This is a genomic window from Streptomyces sp. NPDC029014, assembly GCF_055564695.1.
In genome coordinates this window covers 33,593-50,900 of the sequence record NZ_JBVHVT010000065.1, presented here as the reverse complement: position 1 = coordinate 50,900, position 17,308 = coordinate 33,593, and the positions used below count along the sequence as shown (strand labels likewise).

Annotated in this window: 13 protein-coding genes; 4 read left to right on the top strand and 9 right to left on the bottom strand. The window is 72.6% G+C overall.

What is annotated here, in order from left to right; translation table 11 throughout:
* Window positions 1-106 precede the first annotated feature (106 nt).
* On the bottom strand, window positions 107-1,684 hold the full coding sequence (locus tag ACZ4VL_RS29465; protein WP_468205797.1) for an APC family permease: 1,578 nt from the start codon (window positions 1,682-1,684) through the stop codon (window positions 107-109).
* 319 nt (window positions 1,685-2,003) lie between these two features.
* Here ACZ4VL_RS29465 and ACZ4VL_RS29460 point away from each other — a divergent pair, with 319 nt between their 5' ends.
* Window positions 2,004-2,675, top strand: coding sequence for a hypothetical protein (locus ACZ4VL_RS29460; RefSeq protein ID WP_468205794.1), 672 nt, complete (start codon window positions 2,004-2,006; stop codon window positions 2,673-2,675).
* A gap of 95 nt (window positions 2,676-2,770) precedes the next feature.
* Here the strand turns inward: ACZ4VL_RS29460 and ACZ4VL_RS29455 are convergent, their stop codons facing one another.
* The 6 genes from ACZ4VL_RS29455 to ACZ4VL_RS29430 all read right to left on the bottom strand — a co-directional run bounded on the left by ACZ4VL_RS29455 (window position 2,771) and on the right by ACZ4VL_RS29430 (window position 10,076).
* Entirely contained in the window at window positions 2,771-4,231 is a 1,461-nt protein-coding gene (locus ACZ4VL_RS29455) for an aldehyde dehydrogenase family protein (protein WP_468205810.1), read from the bottom strand.
* 68 nt (window positions 4,232-4,299) lie between these two features.
* Window positions 4,300-6,039 carry an N-acyl-D-amino-acid deacylase family protein gene (locus ACZ4VL_RS29450; protein ID WP_468205792.1) on the bottom strand — a complete coding sequence of 580 codons (1,740 nt, stop codon included), beginning with the start codon at window positions 6,037-6,039 and terminating at the stop codon, window positions 4,300-4,302.
* Window positions 6,040-6,180: 141 nt separating this feature from the next.
* A complete protein-coding gene (locus ACZ4VL_RS29445) occupies window positions 6,181-7,314 on the bottom strand; it encodes an LLM class flavin-dependent oxidoreductase (protein WP_468205790.1) in 1,134 nt (377 codons plus the stop codon).
* 96 nt (window positions 7,315-7,410) lie between these two features.
* A complete protein-coding gene (locus tag ACZ4VL_RS29440; RefSeq protein WP_468205787.1) occupies window positions 7,411-8,220 on the bottom strand; it encodes an SDR family NAD(P)-dependent oxidoreductase in 810 nt (269 codons plus the stop codon).
* 13 nt (window positions 8,221-8,233) lie between these two features.
* Entirely contained in the window at window positions 8,234-9,181 is a 948-nt protein-coding gene (locus ACZ4VL_RS29435; RefSeq protein ID WP_468205785.1) for an LLM class F420-dependent oxidoreductase, read from the bottom strand.
* A 79-nt stretch (window positions 9,182-9,260) separates the two neighbouring features.
* Window positions 9,261-10,076 carry a L,D-transpeptidase family protein gene (locus ACZ4VL_RS29430; protein ID WP_468205782.1) on the bottom strand — a complete coding sequence of 272 codons (816 nt, stop codon included), beginning with the start codon at window positions 10,074-10,076 and terminating at the stop codon, window positions 9,261-9,263.
* Between the two features lie 482 nt (window positions 10,077-10,558).
* On the opposite strand from ACZ4VL_RS29430, the gene ACZ4VL_RS29425 reads away from it, so the two are divergent.
* Window positions 10,559-11,002: an NUDIX hydrolase gene (locus ACZ4VL_RS29425; RefSeq protein WP_468205779.1), complete on the top strand. Its 444-nt coding sequence runs from the start codon at window positions 10,559-10,561 to the stop codon at window positions 11,000-11,002.
* On the opposite strand, the gene ACZ4VL_RS29420 is transcribed toward ACZ4VL_RS29425, so the two are convergent.
* Both ACZ4VL_RS29420 and ACZ4VL_RS29415 read right to left on the bottom strand, forming a co-directional pair.
* Entirely contained in the window at window positions 10,981-12,009 is a 1,029-nt protein-coding gene (locus ACZ4VL_RS29420; RefSeq protein WP_468205776.1) for a trypsin-like serine peptidase, read from the bottom strand. The genes ACZ4VL_RS29425 and ACZ4VL_RS29420 overlap by 22 nt on opposite strands.
* Before the next feature lie 150 nt (window positions 12,010-12,159).
* Entirely contained in the window at window positions 12,160-13,380 is a 1,221-nt protein-coding gene (locus ACZ4VL_RS29415) for an amidohydrolase family protein (RefSeq protein ID WP_468205773.1), read from the bottom strand.
* 132 nt (window positions 13,381-13,512) lie between these two features.
* On the opposite strand from ACZ4VL_RS29415, the gene afsR reads away from it, so the two are divergent.
* Complete coding sequence (gene afsR / locus ACZ4VL_RS29410; protein WP_468205769.1) at window positions 13,513-16,665, top strand: SARP-family global regulator AfsR; 3,153 nt, start codon at window positions 13,513-13,515, stop codon at window positions 16,663-16,665.
* 175 nt (window positions 16,666-16,840) lie between these two features.
* Window positions 16,841-17,068, top strand: a complete 228-nt coding sequence (locus ACZ4VL_RS29405; protein WP_468205766.1) for a hypothetical protein — start codon at window positions 16,841-16,843, stop codon at window positions 17,066-17,068.
* Window positions 17,069-17,308: the final 240 nt, after the last annotated feature.

The following is a 17,308-nucleotide window of genomic DNA, read 5'->3' as shown; positions in this document are numbered from 1 at the left end:
TTTTTTTTTTTTTCTCCCCCCCCCCCCCCCCCCCCCCCCTTCCTTTCCCCCCCCCCCCCCCCCCCCCCCCCAACAGGTCGGCGGCTCCTCGGCGCGCTCGCCGGCGTCAGTCCTCCACGACCAGCGACGGCGTCGACTTCGTGAGGACCTCGCCCCGGAAGAAGGCCGGGCTGCGGCGTTCGGTGACCGCCATGACGACCAGGCCGAGGCCCAGCAGGCCGACGCCGATGACGAAGACGCTGCCGACGCCGAGGACGGTGGAGCCGGAGCCGTAGGCCGGGTCCCACATGTCGATCAGGGTCTTGAAGAAGACGGCGGCGAGCAACAGTCCGCCCAGGACCGGGAAGACGCCCTTGAGAAAGAGGTCGCGGGTGCTGCGGCGCAGCTCGCCGCGGAAGTACCAGGCGCAGGCGAAGGCGGTCAGGGAGTAGTAGAAGCAGATCATCAGGCCGAGCGCGAAGATCGTGTCGGTGAGGACGTTCTCGCTGACCAGGGTCATCACGGTGTAGAAGGCGCCGGTGGCGACGCCCGCCATGACGGTGGCGCGGCCGGGGGTCTTGAACCGGGGGTGGACCTTGGCGTAGGCGGGCGGCAGGGCCTCGTAGGTGGACATGGCGAGGACCGTGCGGGCGACGGGGATGAAGGTGGTCTGGAGGGAGGCGGCGGCCGAGGCGAGGACGGCGACGAAGAGCAGGATGCCGAGGACGGGGCCCATGACGGGTCCGGCGAGGGCGGCGAAGACGTTGCCGGAGGTGTCGGGGTTGGCGAGGCCGAGGCCGGTGGTGCCGGAGCCGACGGCCATCTGGGCGGCGATGCCGGTGGCCAGGTACGAGCCGACGAGGACGACCATGGCGATGAGCGAGGCGCGGCCGGGGGTCTTGGCGGAGCCGGTGGTCTCCTCGTTGGTGGCCAGGCAGGCGTCCCAGCCCCAGTACATGAAGATCGAGAGGGAGAGTCCGGCGGTGAAGGCGCCCATGGACTCGACCGCGAAGGGGTTCATCCACTGCCAGGAGAAGTCCAGGCCGGTGTCGAAGGCCCCGGTGCCGGATCCGCCGGCGCCGCCGGTGGTGGCCTTCTGGAAGGCCATGACGACGAACACGGCGAGGACGGCGAGTTGGAGGCCGACCAGGGCGTACTGGACGCCCTTGGTGGCGGTCATGCCGCGGTAGCTGATGGCGGTGGCGACGGCGACGAGGGTGAGGCAGGTCGTGATGTGGACGAGCTTGTTGTCGTCGAGGGCGGCCACCGAGTCGCTGCCGGTGATCTCACCCGCGAGGAGCCAGAAGTAGGAGGTGGCGACGCCGGCGAGGTTGGAGAGGACGATGATCGTGGCGATCACCAGGCCCCAGCCGCACATCCAGCCGATGCGCGGGCCGAAGGCCTTCACGGTCCAGGTGAAGGAGGTGCCGCAGTCGGGCATGGCCTTGTTGAGCTCGCGGTAGGCGAAGGCCACCAGGAGCATCGGCAGGAAGCCGGCCAGGAAGACGGCGGGCATCTGGACGCCGACTTCGCCGGCGGTGGAGCCGAGGGTCGAGGTCAGGCAGTAGACGGGGGCGACGGTGGAGATGCCGATGACGGCGCTGCCCACCAGTCCCACGGACCCCTTGCCGAGGCCCTTGCCGCGTACGTCGGCGACGTCGCGTGCCGTGTCTTCGGCTCGGGGCCGAACGTCCAGCTGAGTCATGCCACAGGACGGTAGATCCTGCGATTTCCATATCCGGAGGTCTTAGATCCGGATCTCGGAACGGCGAATCCCCTTGGAATCCTGCGCCATGACCCGTTGGCGGATCGGCAATGAAAGGTTCACATGCCGGTGTTACCCCCGGTTCAGAGGGGCCCGGAACGCCGTTCCGATATGCGGAAACCGCAGCCATGCCCGTTTTGCCCGTTCCAAAACTTTCCCGTGCCGGTTTTTCGGCCGCGACGCTTGGCGCGGACATGCCGGTCGACCTAAGCTCCGACGGCCAAGATCATCTACACGGGGGAACGGGGACGACACGGACATGCCCTCCAGGACAGCCGGCGCCACAGCCGCAGCCACAGCCCTCGCCGCGCTCCTCACCCTCACCGCCTGCGGAGGCGGCGACGACGCCGCCGCCGGCTCCGGCATCGCCGCGATCGGCGGCCTCGAAGGCGGAAGCGGGACGGGAAACGGGAGCCGCGGCGACGGCGGGGCCGCGAAGAAGGGCAACGGCCTCGGCTTCAAGGGGCTGACGAAGGCCGGCTCCATGGCGGAAGCCGCCCGCATCATCAACGGCTACACCAAGTGCGACCGCATCAGCTCCACCAAGAACGACTCGTCGGGCTCCAGCAGCGACCCGGACGCCAAGTACGACAGCAAGACGTACTCCGTCACCGAGCGCGGTTACTGCGGACGCCGCAACGTCACCGGCATCTTCATGATCAAGGACCCCAAGGTCTTCCAGGCCGCCATCAAGGCCGAGACCGACAAGGACCACGCCGACGGCAAGGGCGGCAACATCAACAGCGGCCCCATCGTCGGCCAGGACTTCGCCACGGGATCCGAAAGCTCGGACGCCATGAGCGCCCTCCTCGCTCCCGGGAGCGGAATGCTGGTGCTCAACTGCCACCCCGGCTTCAACCCGCCGAGCGGATTCCGCAAGGAGCCGTCCCTGGTGAAGGGCTGCGTCCTCACCGACTACTACAAGGACTGAGCCGCGCACGAGACGGACGCCGCCGCGTACGAGGACGGCAGCGGGCCGGGGCGGAGGACCCCGGCCCGGCCCCGCCCCGCCTCCGCCCGCTCCCCTCAGCCCGCCCAGACGATCGACTGCACCTCGCTGTACGCGTGCAGTGCGTACGAGCCGACGTCGCGGCCGACCCCGGAGCGCTTGAAGCCGCCGAACGGCGCCTCCATGTTCCGGCCGATCGTGTTGACCCCGACCCCGCCCGCCCGCAGCCGGCGCGCCACCCGGAACGCGCGTGCCGCGTCCCCGGACCACACGTAGCTCAGCAGCCCGTAGTCGCTGTCGTTGGCCAGGGCGACGGCCTCGTCCTCCCCGCCCTCGAACGGCACGACCACCACCACCGGCCCGAAGATCTCCTCCCGGACCACCCGCATGTCGCTCGTGCAGTCCACCAGCAGCGTCGGCGCGACGTAGAACCCGCGCCCGCGGCCCGCGGCGCCCTCCACCACCGGGCGCGCCCCGCCGAACGCCAGGCGCGCGCCCTCCTTTCGGCCCAGCTCGACGTACGCCTCGACCCGGTCCCGGTGCGCGGCCGAGATCACCGGGCCGACGACCGTGCCCGGCGCCGCCGGGTCGCCGACCTTCATGTGGCCCAGGTAGGCGGTCAGCTTCTCGACCAGCTGTGCGTACACCGCCCGGTGCACGATCACCCGGGTCGGGGCGGTGCAGATCTGCCCGCTGTAGAAGGAGAAGGTGGTGCCGATCCCGGAGACCGCCGCGTCCAGGTCCGCGTCCTCGAACACGACCGCGGCGCCCTTGCCGCCCAGCTCCATCAGCTGCCGCTTCATGGAACGGCCGCAGACCTCCGCGATGCGCTGCCCGACCGCCGTGGAGCCGGTGAAGGACACCATGCCCACGTGCGGGGAGGCGACCGCGGCCTCGCCGACCTCCACCGCCTGCCCGCCGACGACGTTGACCACGCCCCGCGGCACCCCGGCCTCGGCCAGCGCCTCGGCCATCCGGAACACCGACAGCGGGTCCTGCGGGGCCGGCTTGACCACCACCGTGTTGCCCATGGCCAGGGCGGGGGCCACCTTGCCCGCCGGGTTCGCCCACGGGTTGTTGTACGAGGTGATGCAGGTGACCACGCCGACCGGCTGGCGCACCTCCAGCGCCCCCAGCACGGCCGCCCTCCCCATCGGTCCCGCCTCGGTGACCTGCGGCGGGAGGCCCCGCTCGACCGGTTCCAGGGCGCCCCTCGCGTACCGCCGGAAGCGGGCCACCCCCACCCCGACCTGCATGCCGCGCGCGATGCCCGTCGGGGCGCCGGTCTCCGCCCGGGCCAGTTCCGCCCAGGGTTCGAACTCCCGCTGGACGATGTCCGCGGCCCGGTCGAGGATCGCCGCCCGCTGCTCCGGCCTGGTCCGCGACCAGCCCTCGAAGGCCTCGGCCGCCGCCGCGGCCGCCTCCAGGACCTGCGCGGGCGAGGCCTCCGGCGCGAGGCCGACGACCGACTCGTCGGCCGGGTTGACCACCTCGTAGTGGCCGCCCGCCGGCTCCACCCACTCGCCGCCGATGAACAGGCACTGCCCGTCCCGGCCCTGCCCGCCCGGGCCCTGCCCGCTCCGGTCCTGCCCTGCGCCGGTCCCCGTCACCGGGTGCTCACCGTCCTCGTGTCCCGGCCCGACCGGAGCACGGTGCCCGGGACCGCGCCCGTCACCCGGTCGTCCCGTACCGTCTCGACCCCGTTGACCCGCACCGACACGATGCCGACCGCCCGCGCGTCCAGCCGCGGGCTGTCGCCGGGCAGGTCGTGGACCAGGGTCGCCGGCCCGGCCTCGATCCGCTCCGGGTCGAACAGCACCAGGTCCGCGTGCCAGCCCTCGGCGATCCGGCCGCGCTCGCGCAGCCCGAACAGCCGGGCCGGGTCGTCGGTGAGCATCCGTACCGCCTGCTCCAGCGGCAGCAGCTTGCGGCCGCGCAGGCAGTCCCCGAGGAACCGGGTCGTGTACGGGGCCCCGCACATCCGGTCCAGGTGCGCGCCCGCGTCCGAACCGCCCAGCATGACGTCCTCGTGCTGCCACGTCTCGGCGCGCAGTGCCCAGCTCGCCGGGTCGTTGTCGGTCGGCATCGGCCACAGCACCGTGCGCAGGTCGTCGTTGGCGCAGATGTCCACCAGGCAGTGGAAGGGGTCCTGGCCGCGCTCGGCCGCTATGTCGCGGACGACCCGGCCGGTGAGCCCCTCGTTCTCCTTGCTGTACGTGTCCCCGATGACGTACCGCCCGAAGTCGGCCAGGCGGCGGAACACGCCGGCCTCCTTGCTGTCGGCGCGGCGCAGCATCTCCGCCCGTACGACGGGGTCGCGCAGCCGGGCGATCCGCTCGGGCACGGGCAGGCCGAGGACCTCGCCCCAGCCGGGGATCAGGTTGAGGGCGCAGAAGGTGCCGAGGGACATGTTCATGGGGGTGAGGATCGGCATCGTCAGTGCGACGATGCGGCCGCCTGCCTTGCGGGCGCGCTCGCTGGGGACCAGTTGGCGCGGGACGCGCTCGGGGACGGCGGCGTCGATGGTGAGCACGTTCCAGTTGAGGGGGCGGCCGGCGGCGGCGCTCATCTCGACGAGCAGGTCGATCTCGGCGTCGGCGAACTGGTCGAGGCAGCCGGCGACGATGGCCTCCAGCTGGGTGCCCTCGTGTTCGCCGACCGCGCGGGACAGGGCGATGAGTTCGGCGGGCTCGGCGTGCCGGGAGGCGACGGGGGCGCCGTCCCCGTCGGAGTGGGTGGAGGACTGGGTGGTGGACAGGCCCCAGGCGCCCGCGTCCATGGCCTCGTGCAGGAGGGCGGTCATCTGCTCCAGCTGGGCGGGGGTGGGCCGGCCGCCGGTCGCGTCCGCGCCCATGACGTGCCGGCGCAGCGCGCAGTGGCCGACCATGAAGCCCGCGTTGACGGCGATCCGCCCTTCCAGGGCGTCGAGGTATTCGCCGAAGGAGGACCAGGTCCAGTCGACGCCCTCCTCCAGGGCGGCCAGGGCCATGCCCTCGACCTTGCTCATCATCCGGCGCGTGTAGTCGGCGTCCTCGGGGCGGGCCGGGTTGAGGGGGGCGAGGGTGAAGCCGCAGTTGCCGCCGGCGACGGTGGTCACGCCGTGGTTCATGGAGGGCGTGGCGTACGGGTCCCAGAACAGCTGGGCGTCGTAGTGGGTGTGCGGGTCGACGAAGCCGGGGCAGAGGACGAGGCCGGCGGCGTCCTCGCTGGTGCGGGCCTCCTCGGTGACGGTGCCGGGGGCGCCGATGACGGCGATGCGGCCGTCGCGGATGCCGACGTCGGCGGTGTACCGGGGGGATCCGGTGCCGTCGACGACGGTGGCTCCCCTGATCAGGTGGTCGAGCATGGCGGGTGACGTCCCTTCTCCTCAGTTCCGTTCCCGGCCGGGGCGGGGGCAGGCCGCTGCCCGCGCGCCCCGGCCGGTTCCGCGGGGCCGGGGCCCCCGGGACGGCGGTCCGGGAAACCGCCGTCCCCGCTGCACCGCCGGTCAGGCGCCCGCGTCGGCGCTCTGGCGGAAGCGGGTGGTGCGGTGCACCGGGTCGGTGTCGATCTCCGGGATGACGTGCTCGCCGATCAGCTTGATCGTCGTCATCGTGTCCTCGTACGAGACCCCGGTCGGCAGGCCGAAGGACAGCTGGTCGGCGCCCGCCTGCTCCCAGCGCTTGCACTGCGCGAGGACCTCGGACGGGTCACCGCAGATCAGCAGTTCCTCGGCGATGAGGAGCTCGATGATCTCCGCGTTGTACTCGGGCAGGATCTCGGGCCACTGCGGAATCGCCTCGGGCCGCGGGAAGGTGTCGTGGTAGCGGAAGACCAGCGACTGGAAGCGGTTCATGTTCGCGTTGACCGCGATCTCGACCGCCTTGTCGTGGGTCTCGGCGCAGATCGCCGTCGAGGTGACCATCACGTTGTCGTTGACGAAGGCGCCGATGGCCTTCGCCTCCTGGATCGCCGTCTTGTACTGCTCCAGCACCCACTCCATGTCGGAGACCTTCTGGACGCTGAAGCCGAGGACGCCGAGGCCCTTCTTCGCCGCCATCGCGTACGAGGACGGGGACCCGGCGGCGTACCACATGGCCGGGTGGGCCTTGCCGTACGGCTTGGGGAAGATCTTGCGCGGGGGCAGCGACCAGTGCTTGCCCTGGAACCCCTCGTATTCCTCCTGGAGGAACATCTTGGGGAACTCGGCGATGGTCTCCTCCCATATCTCCTTGGTGTGGTTCATGTCCGTGACGCCGGGCAGGAAGCCGAGGATCTCGTGGCTGCCGGCGCCGCGGCCGGTACCGAACTCGAAGCGGCCCTTGGAGAGGTGGTCGAGCATGGCGACCTTCTCGGCCACCTTGACCGGGTGGTTGACGGGCGCCAGGGGGTTGAAGATGCCGGAGCCGAGGTGGATGCGCTCGGTGGCGTGGGCGAGGTAGGCGAGGAAGACCTCGTTCGCCGACAGGTGCGAGTACTCCTCCAGGAAGTGGTGCTCGGAGGCCCAGGCGTACTTGAAGCCGGACTTGTCGGCCTGGATGACGTACTCGGTCTCCTCGATCAGCGCCTTGTGCTCTGCCTCGGGGTCGACCCTGGACCGCGCCTCAGGCACGTATCCCTGCACGAAGAGCCCGAATTCCAAGGGGGTTCACCGTCCTCGCTCATTTCTGACGATCCGTCAGATCGGATGGGTCGACTGTTCCACCACGGGGCGGGAGCGTCAATACCTGATTGACCGTCAGAACACGCTGACGCCCGCCATCCAGCCGCCGTCGATGACGAACGGCTGCCCGGTGATGTACGAGGAGTCCTCGCCCGTCAGGAACAGCGCCAGCCGGGCAACCTCCTCCGGTCGCCCCACCCGCCCCAGCGGCACCACCCGCCGGTACAGCTCCCCCATCGCCTCGCGCGCCTCCTCGCTCACGCCCGCCGGGTCCAGCAGCCCCGGATTGGCCATCGGGGTGTCCACCGCACCCGGGCACATCGCGTTGACCCGGATGTTCTTCGCCGCCAGCTCCAGCGCCGCCACCCGGGTCAGCCCGATGATCGCCGCCTTGGTCGCCGCGTACGCACCCACGTACGCCATGCCCGTCAGACCGGTGTACGAGGACGTGTTCACGATGGTCCCGCCGCCGGCCGCCTCGATCTCCGGGGCCAGCACCTTGATCCCGAGGAAGGCGCCGACCTGGTTGACCTGCACCAGCTCCTGGAACTCCGCCAGCGGGGTCGAGGCCAGCTCGTTGAAGCGCAGGATGCCCGCGTTGTTGACCAGGCCGTCGACCCGGCCGAAGGCCTCCCTGGCGGCGGCCACCGCGGCCACCCAGTCCACCTCCCGGCTCACGTCCAGCCGGACGTACCGGACCCGGCCCTCGCCGACCTCCTCGGCGATCTCCTTCGCCACGGCCGCACCCTGCTCGTCCAGCACGTCACCGAGGAGCAGCTGCGCCCCCTCGGCGGCGAACAGCCGGGCCTCCTGCTCGCCCTGGCCGCGGGCGGCACCGGTGATGAGGACGACGCGGCCGTGGAGCCTGCCGGTGGATATGCCCATGCCCGTACTCCCTCTAGTCGTTGAGGAGGGGCGCCACCTCGGCGCCGAACGCGGTGATCTGGTCGGTCAGCTCGGCGCGGTCGCGGCTGCGGAAGCGGACCTGGATCTGGTCGACGCCCAGCGCCCGGTACGCGCGCAGCGACTCGGCGAGCACCTCCGGCTTGCCGGACAGGGTGCGGCGGCCGGTGTCCCAGGCGGGCTCGCCGACGTACAGCGCCTCGGTGATCGCCCCGAACTCGAACGGCTCCGCGACCCCTGCCCGCTCCCGGAGTTCCCTGATCCGGGCGATCTGCGCGGGCAGCCGGTCCCGTGGATCGCCCTGCGGGAGCCAGCCGTCGCCGCGGACGGCCGCCCGCCGCACGGCGGCGGGCGAGGAGCCGCCGACCCAGACGGGGATCCGGGGCTGCACGGGCCGGGGCCGCTGGCCGAGGTCCCGGAAGGAGAACCGTTCCCCCTCGAAGGCCGGGAACTCCTCGGGCCCGAGGGCCGCGCGCAAGGCGTCGAGCGTCTCGTCGAGGAGGGCGCCGCGCCCGGCGAAGTCGACGCCGAGGACCTCGAACTCCTCCTGGACGTGGCCCGCGCCGACGCCGAGGATCAGCCGGCCGCCCGAGAGGTGGTCGACCGTCGCGTACTGCTTGGCGCCGAGCAGCGGGTGCCGCAGGCCCAGGATCGCGACATGGCTCAGCAGCCGCACGCGCTCGGTCACCCCGGCGAGGAAGGCGAGGGTCGCCACCGGGTCGTACCAGATGGTGCTCATGGGGCCGGCGAGGCGGCGCGGTACGGCCACGTGGTCGCAGGTGGCCACGTAGCCGAACCCGGCCCGGTCGGCGGCCCGGGCGACCTCGGCGAGGTCGGCGGGGCCGGCCGAGGCCTCCCAGGCCTCGGCGTACAGGGTGCTCTGCGACTGGATCGGGAGCTGCATCCCGTACACCAGCCGGCCTTCCGCAAACACGCGCGCCATAGGGTCCCCGCCTCGATGCTCTGTCCGGCTCGTCCGGGGGCCATCGTCTTATCTGACGATCCGTCAGGCAATAGGGCGGTCAGAAGCCGTGCGGACCCATCACGATGACCGGCTTCGCCGCCGGGTCGAGCGTCTTCAGCACCCTGTGCATGGCCTGCTTCGAGATGCCCACGCACCCCTGAGAGGGCCCGTCGTGGTCCACGTGCAGCCAGATGTTGCCGCCCTTGCGCTCCCCCTCCGGCTTCGTCGGGTCCAGCGGCGACACGCCCCGCTTGCGGTTGAAGTCGATCGCCACGACGTAGTCGAAGGAACCGGCCAGGGACTCCCCCTCGACGCCGTGACCGAAGGCCGTGAACGCCCTGCTGCGGTCGTACGGCAACCGCGTCCCCGGCGGCTTCGGCAGCAGACCGCCGGCGTCACTCAGCGAGAACACCCCTACGGGGGACGTGAGATCTCCATAACTACGCTCCGTGGACCACCCCCTGGCCCCGTTGCGCGCGGGCCAGCGCTCGGCCAGGACCCAGTCGGCACCGGCCGCGGGGCGCGTGTAGAGGGCGGCGGTCGCGTACGAGGAATCCCTCGCCTTGCCCGTGACCAGGATGAGCTGGAGGGAATCCGCCGGGATCCGCGCCAGGGTCTGCTCACTGATGCCGGGGAGCCCCTGCATGTCGTACCGCCAGGCCTCACGCCCGGCACGGCCGTCGGCGGTGGCGGCGGGGCGGTCGTCGGTGACGGTGTGGGCACGCGCCTCGGCGTTGCCGGGAGCGTCCTGGACGGCATGGAACCAGGCCGCCGTACAGGCCAGCAGGCCGGCGGCGGCAGCAGCGCCGACCCCGGCCCCGGCACGCGCGGCCACACGGGGCCGAGGAAAGCCGACTCGGGCGAACTTGCTCATTCCACCGACCGTACACAGCCCGGGCCCCCCACGCCGTGGACGTCAACCTCCCGGGGGGTGTCGAGGCGCGAGGGTGACGGCGACGGAGGGAGGCGGCGCCGGGGGGACGTACGCGCGGAGAGAGCAGACGGGGAAAAGAGGAGCACCCGGCACCGCCCGGGATCCGGCGCTCCCGGGGCAGCGGAACACCGCAAGGCGGAGCCGCGGGCGGGCGGCTCCGGCGGGGCCGTTTTATGGATGTGGTACCCCCTGGCCATCCTTCGGGGGCTTCCCGGCGACTCTTTGGCATTCCGGGGCGGGACGGTCGGTCAAGGGTGGCCGAAGGCCATCGCGAAGCGACGCGACCGGAGGGAGCGCCCTTGAGGGACCGGCCCGAACCGGAAGGACAATGGGCCGACGGGAAGCCCCCGAACACACTCCCGACCCCGAGTGCGGCATCCCGCCCCCACCCCCTTCCCCCCTCCGCGGCGTACGCTCGGGGGATGAGAACTCCCAGGCACGCAGCGCGCATTGTGGTTCTGGATCCCGGTGGGGCGGTGTTCCTGTTCCGGGAGAACAACGTCGAGGTCGGCATTCACTGGCTGCCGCCGGGCGGGGGGATCGATCCGGGTGAGACGCCCGAGGAGTGTGTGCGGCGGGAGCTGCGGGAGGAGACCGGCTGGACCGATCTCCTGCCGCAGCGGCTGCTGTGCACGTGGGAGCACGACTTCACGCACGAGGGCGTGCCCGTGCGCCAGCACGAGCACATCTACGTGACCACCGGCCCCCGCCGCGACCCCGTCCCCGAGGACCCCGGGGCGCACTGGCGGTGGTTGTCGCCGACGGCGCTGGCCGGACTCGGGGAGCCGTCGTGGCCGCCGCGGTTGGCGGAGCTACTGGCGGCCGAGAAAAGCGGGGAGCCCGTTCACCTGGGACTCGTGGTCTGATCCCCCGCACCGGCACCGGCACCGGCACCGGCACCGGCACCCGAGCCCACCCCAGTACCCGAGCCCGCACCAGCACCAGCACCAGCACCAGCACCAGCACCCGAGCCCACCCCAGCACCCGCACCCGCACCCGCACCCGCACCCGCACCCGCACCCGGGGCCACCCCAGCACCCGCACTCGCCCCCGCCCCGCCCGTCGCCCGGGCGTACAGCGCGGCCGCGTAGTCGCCGAGGACGGTGCTGGTCGAGACGTCGTCGGTGTCGCCGCCGGTCAGGATGCCCACGATCTTGCCGTCACGGGCGAGCCAGGCGCTGCCGCTCGTGCCGCCCGGGAAGTCCGCGCAGTCGAAGCGCTGCTGGGTCGCCGACTCGCGGACCGCCTTGGCCGTGCAGGTGCGCGGGACCTTGCGGTCGGCGGGGTAGCCGGTGACGGTGACCTCCTCGCCGGCGCGGCCCGTGGTGTCGAGGGGGGCTGCGCCGACGACGTCCTCGATGTTGCGGCCCGTGGCGTCGGGGGCGAGGCGGGCGAAGGCGAGGTCGTAGTCGTCGTCGGAGCCGTCGGACCAGCGGCTGTCCTCGAAGACCTCTTCGATCTTCCAGGCACCGTACGGGGCGGCCCCGTTCCCGTACGCGGGTGCGAAGAGGGCGCCGCCGCCCGCCACCTTGCCGGCGAGCAGACAGTGCCCGGCGGTGACGATGAGGTTCTTGCCGGGGCTGCGGACCACGGTGGCCGTGCAGAAGTGATCACCCTGCACATCGCCCTCGAACAGGGCTCCGGTGAAAGCGGCCGAGGTGCCCGGCTTCGGTATGCCGGCGGTGGTCAGCTGAGGCTGCTTGGGTGATTGCGTTCGCGAAGTCGGACTCGGTGAGGGTTGCGCCGGGGCCGCCGCTTCGGTCCGGGTCGCCGGTCGACTCCCCGGGTCCGGCACCACCTTGGTCATGGCGGCAGATGCGCCGATCGCCGCTATCGCGCACAACACCCCGGTCACCACGGTCCGCTTGTCCATCACTGCCGCCCCTTCAGCTTTGCTCTGGCGAAGCATGCCTTGGCGGTCCGGTCACCCGCAAGGGGACGGCCGTTCACCGTCCGCTACACCCCGCGCCCGAGGGGCGGTTCACCGCCCACCACCCGGGTCGGAGCGGCCGTTCACCGTCCGCTACGCCCCGGGCCAGAGCCCCTCCGGCGTCAGCCCCAGCAGCTCGATCGCGTTGCCGCGGACGATGCGTTCGACCACGTCCGGGTCCAGGTGACCCATCTGGGCCTCGCCGACCTCGCGGGACTTGGGCCAGGTGGAGTCGGAGTGCGGGTAGTCGGTCTCGTACAGGACGTTGCCGGCGCCGATGGCGTCGAGGTTGCGCAGGCCGAAGGCGTCGTCGAAGAAGCAGCCGTAGACGTGTTCGGCGAAGAGCTCGGACGGCGGGCGCAGCACCTTGTCGGCGACTCCGCCCCATCCGCGGTTCTCCTCCCAGACCACGTCGGCGCGTTCCAGGATGTACGGGATCCAGCCGATCTGGCCCTCGGCGTACATGATGCGGAGGTTGGGGAAGCGTTCGAACTTGCCGCTCATCAGCCAGTCGACCATCGAGAAGCAGCAGTTGGCGAAGGTGATGGTGGAGCCGACGGCGGGCGGGGCGTCGGCGGACGTCGAGGGCATGCGGCTGGAGGAGCCGATGTGCATGGCGATGACGGTGCCGGTGTCGTGGCAGGCCTGGAGGAAGGGGTCCCAGGCGTCGGTGTGGATCGACGGCAGTCCGAGGTGCGGGGGTATCTCGGAGAAGGCGACGGCGCGCACACCGCGCGCCGCGTTGCGGCGTACCTCGGCGGCGGCGAGTTCGGCGTCCCAGAGCGGGATGAGGGTGAGGGGGACGAGGCGGCCGTGGGCCTCGGGGCCGCACCACTCCTCGACCATCCAGTCGTTGTAGGCGCGTACGCCGAGCAGCCCCAGCTCACGGTCCTTGGCCTCGGTGAAGGTCTGGCCGCAGAAGCGGGGGAAGGTGGGGAAGCAGAGCGCGGACTGGACGTGGTTGACGTCCATGTCGGCCAGCCGGTCGGGAACCGAGTAGGAGCCGGGGCGCATCTGCTCGTACGTGATGACCTCCAGCCGGATCTCGTCGCGGTCGTAGCCGACGGCGGTGTCGAGGCGGGTGAGGGGGCGGTGCAGGTCCTCGTACACCCACCAGTCGCCGATCGGTCCGGGGTCGCCCTCGGCGCCCATGACGGGGGCGAACTTGCCGCCGAGGAAGGTCATTTCCTTCAGGGGGGCACGGACGATACGGGGTCCGGTGTCGCGGTAGCGGGACGGGAGCCGGTCCTGCCAGACGTGAGGAGGTTCCACGGTGTGGTCGTCCACCGAGATGATCTTCGGGAAGGTCTCCATGGCCCTCACGGTAGCGTCAATCTGACGAACCGTCAGCTAGTTGAGGAGTGATCGGTTCGACACGGGCTGACGGGTACGAGCAAGACAGGGCAGACTGACCCTTACACCGACGGAAGGCAGGGGGGACGACAGATGGAGGGCATACCGGCCATCCCGCACCAGCGGAACCACCCCGACGCAGCCCGGCGCGCACCCGGAACGGCCCAAGCCGCCCCCGGCACCCCGCAGGCCGCCCCCGGGCCCGAGGCCGTGCCCACGACCCCCACGACACCCGCCACCCCCACGACACCCGCGTCCCCCGCACCCCCCGGACCCCCGATGGCCGGCCCGGTCGCGCGGGCGGCCGCGCCCCCCACACCCCACGCCGCCGCAGACCCCTCCCCCGCCTCCCGCTTCGCCGTCCTCGGGCCGATCCGCGCCTGGCGCGGCGGCGAGACCCTGCCCTCCGGCACCCCCCAGCAGCGCGCCCTGCTCGCCGTGCTGCTGCTGCGCGGCGGCCGCACCGCCACCGCCCCCGAGCTGATCGACGCCATCTGGGGCGAGGACCCGCCGCAGCAGGCCCTCGCCACCATCCGCACCTACGCCTCCCGGCTGCGCAAGGTCCTCGACCCCGGCACCCTGGTCACCGACGCCGGCGGCTACGCCATCCGCACCCCCACCGGCACCCTCGACCTCGGCGTCGCCCGCAGCCTCGCCTCCGACGCCGACCAGGCCCGTACCGCCGGCGACCGGGGCCTCGCCCGCACCCTCCTGGCCCGCGCCCTCGACCTGTGGGACGGCGAACCCCTCGCCGGGGTCCCCGGCCCGCACGCCGAGACCGAGCGCGCCCGGCTCGTGGAGTGGCGCCTGCAGCTGCTGGAGACCCGCCTCGACCTCGACCTGGAGGTCGGCCACCACGCCGAGGCCGTCTCCGAGCTCACCGCGCTGACCGCCGCCCACCCCCTGCGCGAGCGGCTCCGCGAACTGCTCATGCTCGCCCTGTACCGCAGCGGCCGGCAGGCCGAGGCCCTCGCCGTGTACGCCGACACCCGCCGCCTCCTCGCCGACGAGCTCGGCGTCGACCCGCGCCCCGAACTGGCCGCACTCCAGCAGCGCATCCTGCGCGCCGACGCCGAACTCGCCTGCGCCGAGGCCCCGGCCCCGGCCGCCTCGCCCGTCCACGTCCGGCCCGCGCAGCTGCCCGCCACCGTGCCCGACTTCACCGGCCGCGCCACCTTCGTGGGCGAGCTCGGCGCCATCCTGTCCGCCGCCGACGGCCAGGTCATGGCCGTCTCCGCGCTCGCCGGCATCGGCGGCGTCGGCAAGACCACCCTCGCCGTGCACGTCGCCCACGCCGCCCGCCCGCACTTCCCCGACGGCCAGCTGTACGTCGACCTCCAGGGCACCGAACCGCGCCCCGCCGAGCCCGTCGCCGTCCTCGGTTCCTTCCTGCGCGCCCTCGGCACCCCCGACACCGCCATCCCCGACACCGCCGACGAGCGGGCCGCGCTCTACCGATCCACCCTCGACGGCCGCCGCGTCCTGGTGCTCCTCGACAACGCCCGCGACGCCGCCCAGGTCCGGCCACTGCTGCCGGGCACCGCCGGCTGCGCCGCCCTCGTCACCAGCCGGGTCCGCATGGCGGGCCTCGCCGGGGCCCATCTCGTCGACCTCGACGTGATGAGCCCCGAGGAGGCCCTGCAGCTGTTCACCCGGATCGTCGGCGCCGAACGCGTCGCGGCCGAACGCCAGGCCGCACTCGACGTCGTCGGCGCCTGCGGCTTCCTCCCGCTCGCCATCCGCATCGCCGCCTCCCGCCTGGCCGCCCGCCGCACCTGGACCGTCTCCGTCCTCGCCGCCAAGCTCGCCGACGAGCGCCGCCGCCTCGACGAACTCCAGGCGGGCGACCTCGCCGTCAAAGCCACCTTCGAGCTGGGGTACGGCCAGCTCGAACCCGCCCAGCAGCGCGCGTTCCGCCTGCTCGGCCTCGCCGACGGACCCGACGTCTCGCTGGCCGCCGCGGCCGCCGTCCTCGACCGGCCCGAGCACGACACCGAGGACCTCCTGGAGGCTTTAGTCGACTGCTCCCTGCTGGAATCCGCCGCGCCCGGCCGCTACCGCTTCCACGACCTCGTACGCCTCTACGCGCGTGCCTGCGCCGAACGCGACGAGCAGCCCGCGACCGAGCGGGACGCCGCCCTCGACCGGCTGCTCGACTTCTACCTCGCCACCGCCTCCGCCGTGTACGCCGTCGAACGCCCCGGCGACCGGCTCCCCGCCCACCTCGCGGCCACCCACCACCCCGGCCTGCGCTTCACCGAGCCCCGCGCCGCCCTGGACTGGCTGTACGCCGAGGCCGACCCGCTGCTCGCCTGCGTCCGGCAGTCCTCCGTACGCACCACCGGGCGCGCCGACGTGCTCCGCCGGGCCGTGGACCTGCTGTGGGCGGCCAAGGACCTCGCCGAGTCCGGCGCCAACTCCAAGCAGTACGAGTCCGCCGCCGCGGCCCTGCGCGACGCGGCCCGCACCGCCGCGGACCCGCACACCGAGGGCCGCGCCCGCACCGCGCTGACCAACGTCCACCTCGTCGCCGGCCGGTTCGCCGAGGCCGACGACGAGGCCCGGCAGGCCACCGTCCTGGCCCGCGCGGCCGGCGACCCGCTGCCCAGCTGCTGGGCGCCCAACGACCGCGGGATCATCGCCCTCTACCAGGCCCGCTACGCCGACGGCGAGCGCTACCTGCTGGAGGCCATCGAGAACTTCCGCGCCGACGGAAACCACATCGGCGAGGCCAGCGCCCTGTGCAACCTCTCCCGCATCCACGTCGAGCTGGGCCGGCTGACCAGCGCGATCGAGCTGGCCGAACAGGGCATCGCCATATACGACCGGATGGGCCTGACCCTGCGCCTGGCCAACGGCCGGTACGCGCTCGGCATCGCCCTCACCCAGGCCGGGCGGCTCGCCGAGGCGCAGGCGCAGCTCACCGAGGCGCTGTCCCTCTTCCACGACAACCGCCAGCCCCTGTGGGAGGGCGTGACGCACTTCCGGCTCGCCGAGGCGCACCTGGCCGCGCACCGGCCGACGCTGGCCGCCGCCCACGCCGAGCAGGCCATCGCACTGCGCGGCATCGGCGGCGAGTGGCGGCGGGCGACCGTGCTGACGGTGCTGGGCAAGGCCCTGCAGCGGCTGGGGCAGCGGGACCGGGCGCGGGTGTGCTGGCGGGACGCGGAGGCCGTCTTCGCGGGGCTCGGATCGCCGGAACTGGCCGAGGTGCGGGCGCTGCTGGCATCGGAGATCGCGGCCTGATCCCGCGGGCCGGCGGGAGTTGAACGAGGCATTCATCGTTCGTTTATCGCCTTCGGCCACGATGGACACATCGACTCACCGCGTCGGGGGGCGCGGGAGTCCGCTGGAGGACCGCCCGTTCGGCGGTCCGCGGGGGAATTGCCGAACGGGCCCTACCCATCCATCAGGAGATCCGATGACGACGAACGAGAACATCCTGCCGAACGAGAGCGACATCATCCCGCTCGACAACCACGCCTCGGGAATCGCGATCAAGCCGGTCGACGGACCCGTCGCGGGCGACGTCGACATCACTCCGATGGACAACCACGCCTCCGGCATCGCGATCAAGCCGGTCGACAAGCCGGCTGCGGACGAGGAGATCGTCTCGCTGGACAACCACGCGTCCGGCCCGCGTCCGTAACCGAGCGCTCCCCGCACGGCCGTCCCACGGGGGAAACGGGGGACGGCCGTGCACGGGGGACACGGGGGAAACAGGGGGGTGCGCCGGGGTCACGGGGGGACCACGGCGCCACCACGGGGGAGCACCACCACGGGGGAAGCAAGGCAACGGGGGAGCACAACGCAGGAACGGCGGCCGCGGTGGCCCGGAGGGGGAGCCACCGCGGCCGCCGCGTGCGTGCGTCCGGCAGCTGCGCAGCAG

Excerpts from the sequence above, each read along its gene's own strand:
- ACZ4VL_RS29435 (WP_468205785.1), bottom strand. The coding sequence starts at position 9,181 with ATGGCGCGCGTGTTTGCGGAAGGCCGGCTGGTGTACGGGATGCAGCTC.
- ACZ4VL_RS29425 (WP_468205779.1), top strand. The coding sequence starts at position 10,559 with ATGAGAACTCCCAGGCACGCAGCGCGCATTGTGGTTCTGGATCCCGGT.
- ACZ4VL_RS29420 (WP_468205776.1), bottom strand. The coding sequence starts at position 12,009 with ATGGACAAGCGGACCGTGGTGACCGGGGTGTTGTGCGCGATAGCGGCG.
- ACZ4VL_RS29440 (WP_468205787.1), bottom strand. The coding sequence starts at position 8,220 with ATGGGCATATCCACCGGCAGGCTCCACGGCCGCGTCGTCCTCATCACC.
- ACZ4VL_RS29430 (WP_468205782.1), bottom strand. The coding sequence starts at position 10,076 with ATGAGCAAGTTCGCCCGAGTCGGCTTTCCTCGGCCCCGTGTGGCCGCG.
- ACZ4VL_RS29405 (WP_468205766.1), top strand. The coding sequence starts at position 16,841 with ATGACGACGAACGAGAACATCCTGCCGAACGAGAGCGACATCATCCCG.
- ACZ4VL_RS29450 (WP_468205792.1), bottom strand. The coding sequence starts at position 6,039 with ATGCTCGACCACCTGATCAGGGGAGCCACCGTCGTCGACGGCACCGGA.
- ACZ4VL_RS29465 (WP_468205797.1), bottom strand. The coding sequence starts at position 1,684 with ATGACTCAGCTGGACGTTCGGCCCCGAGCCGAAGACACGGCACGCGAC.
- ACZ4VL_RS29415 (WP_468205773.1), bottom strand. The coding sequence starts at position 13,380 with ATGGAGACCTTCCCGAAGATCATCTCGGTGGACGACCACACCGTGGAA.
- ACZ4VL_RS29460 (WP_468205794.1), top strand. The coding sequence starts at position 2,004 with ATGCCCTCCAGGACAGCCGGCGCCACAGCCGCAGCCACAGCCCTCGCC.
- afsR (WP_468205769.1), top strand. The coding sequence starts at position 13,513 with ATGGAGGGCATACCGGCCATCCCGCACCAGCGGAACCACCCCGACGCA.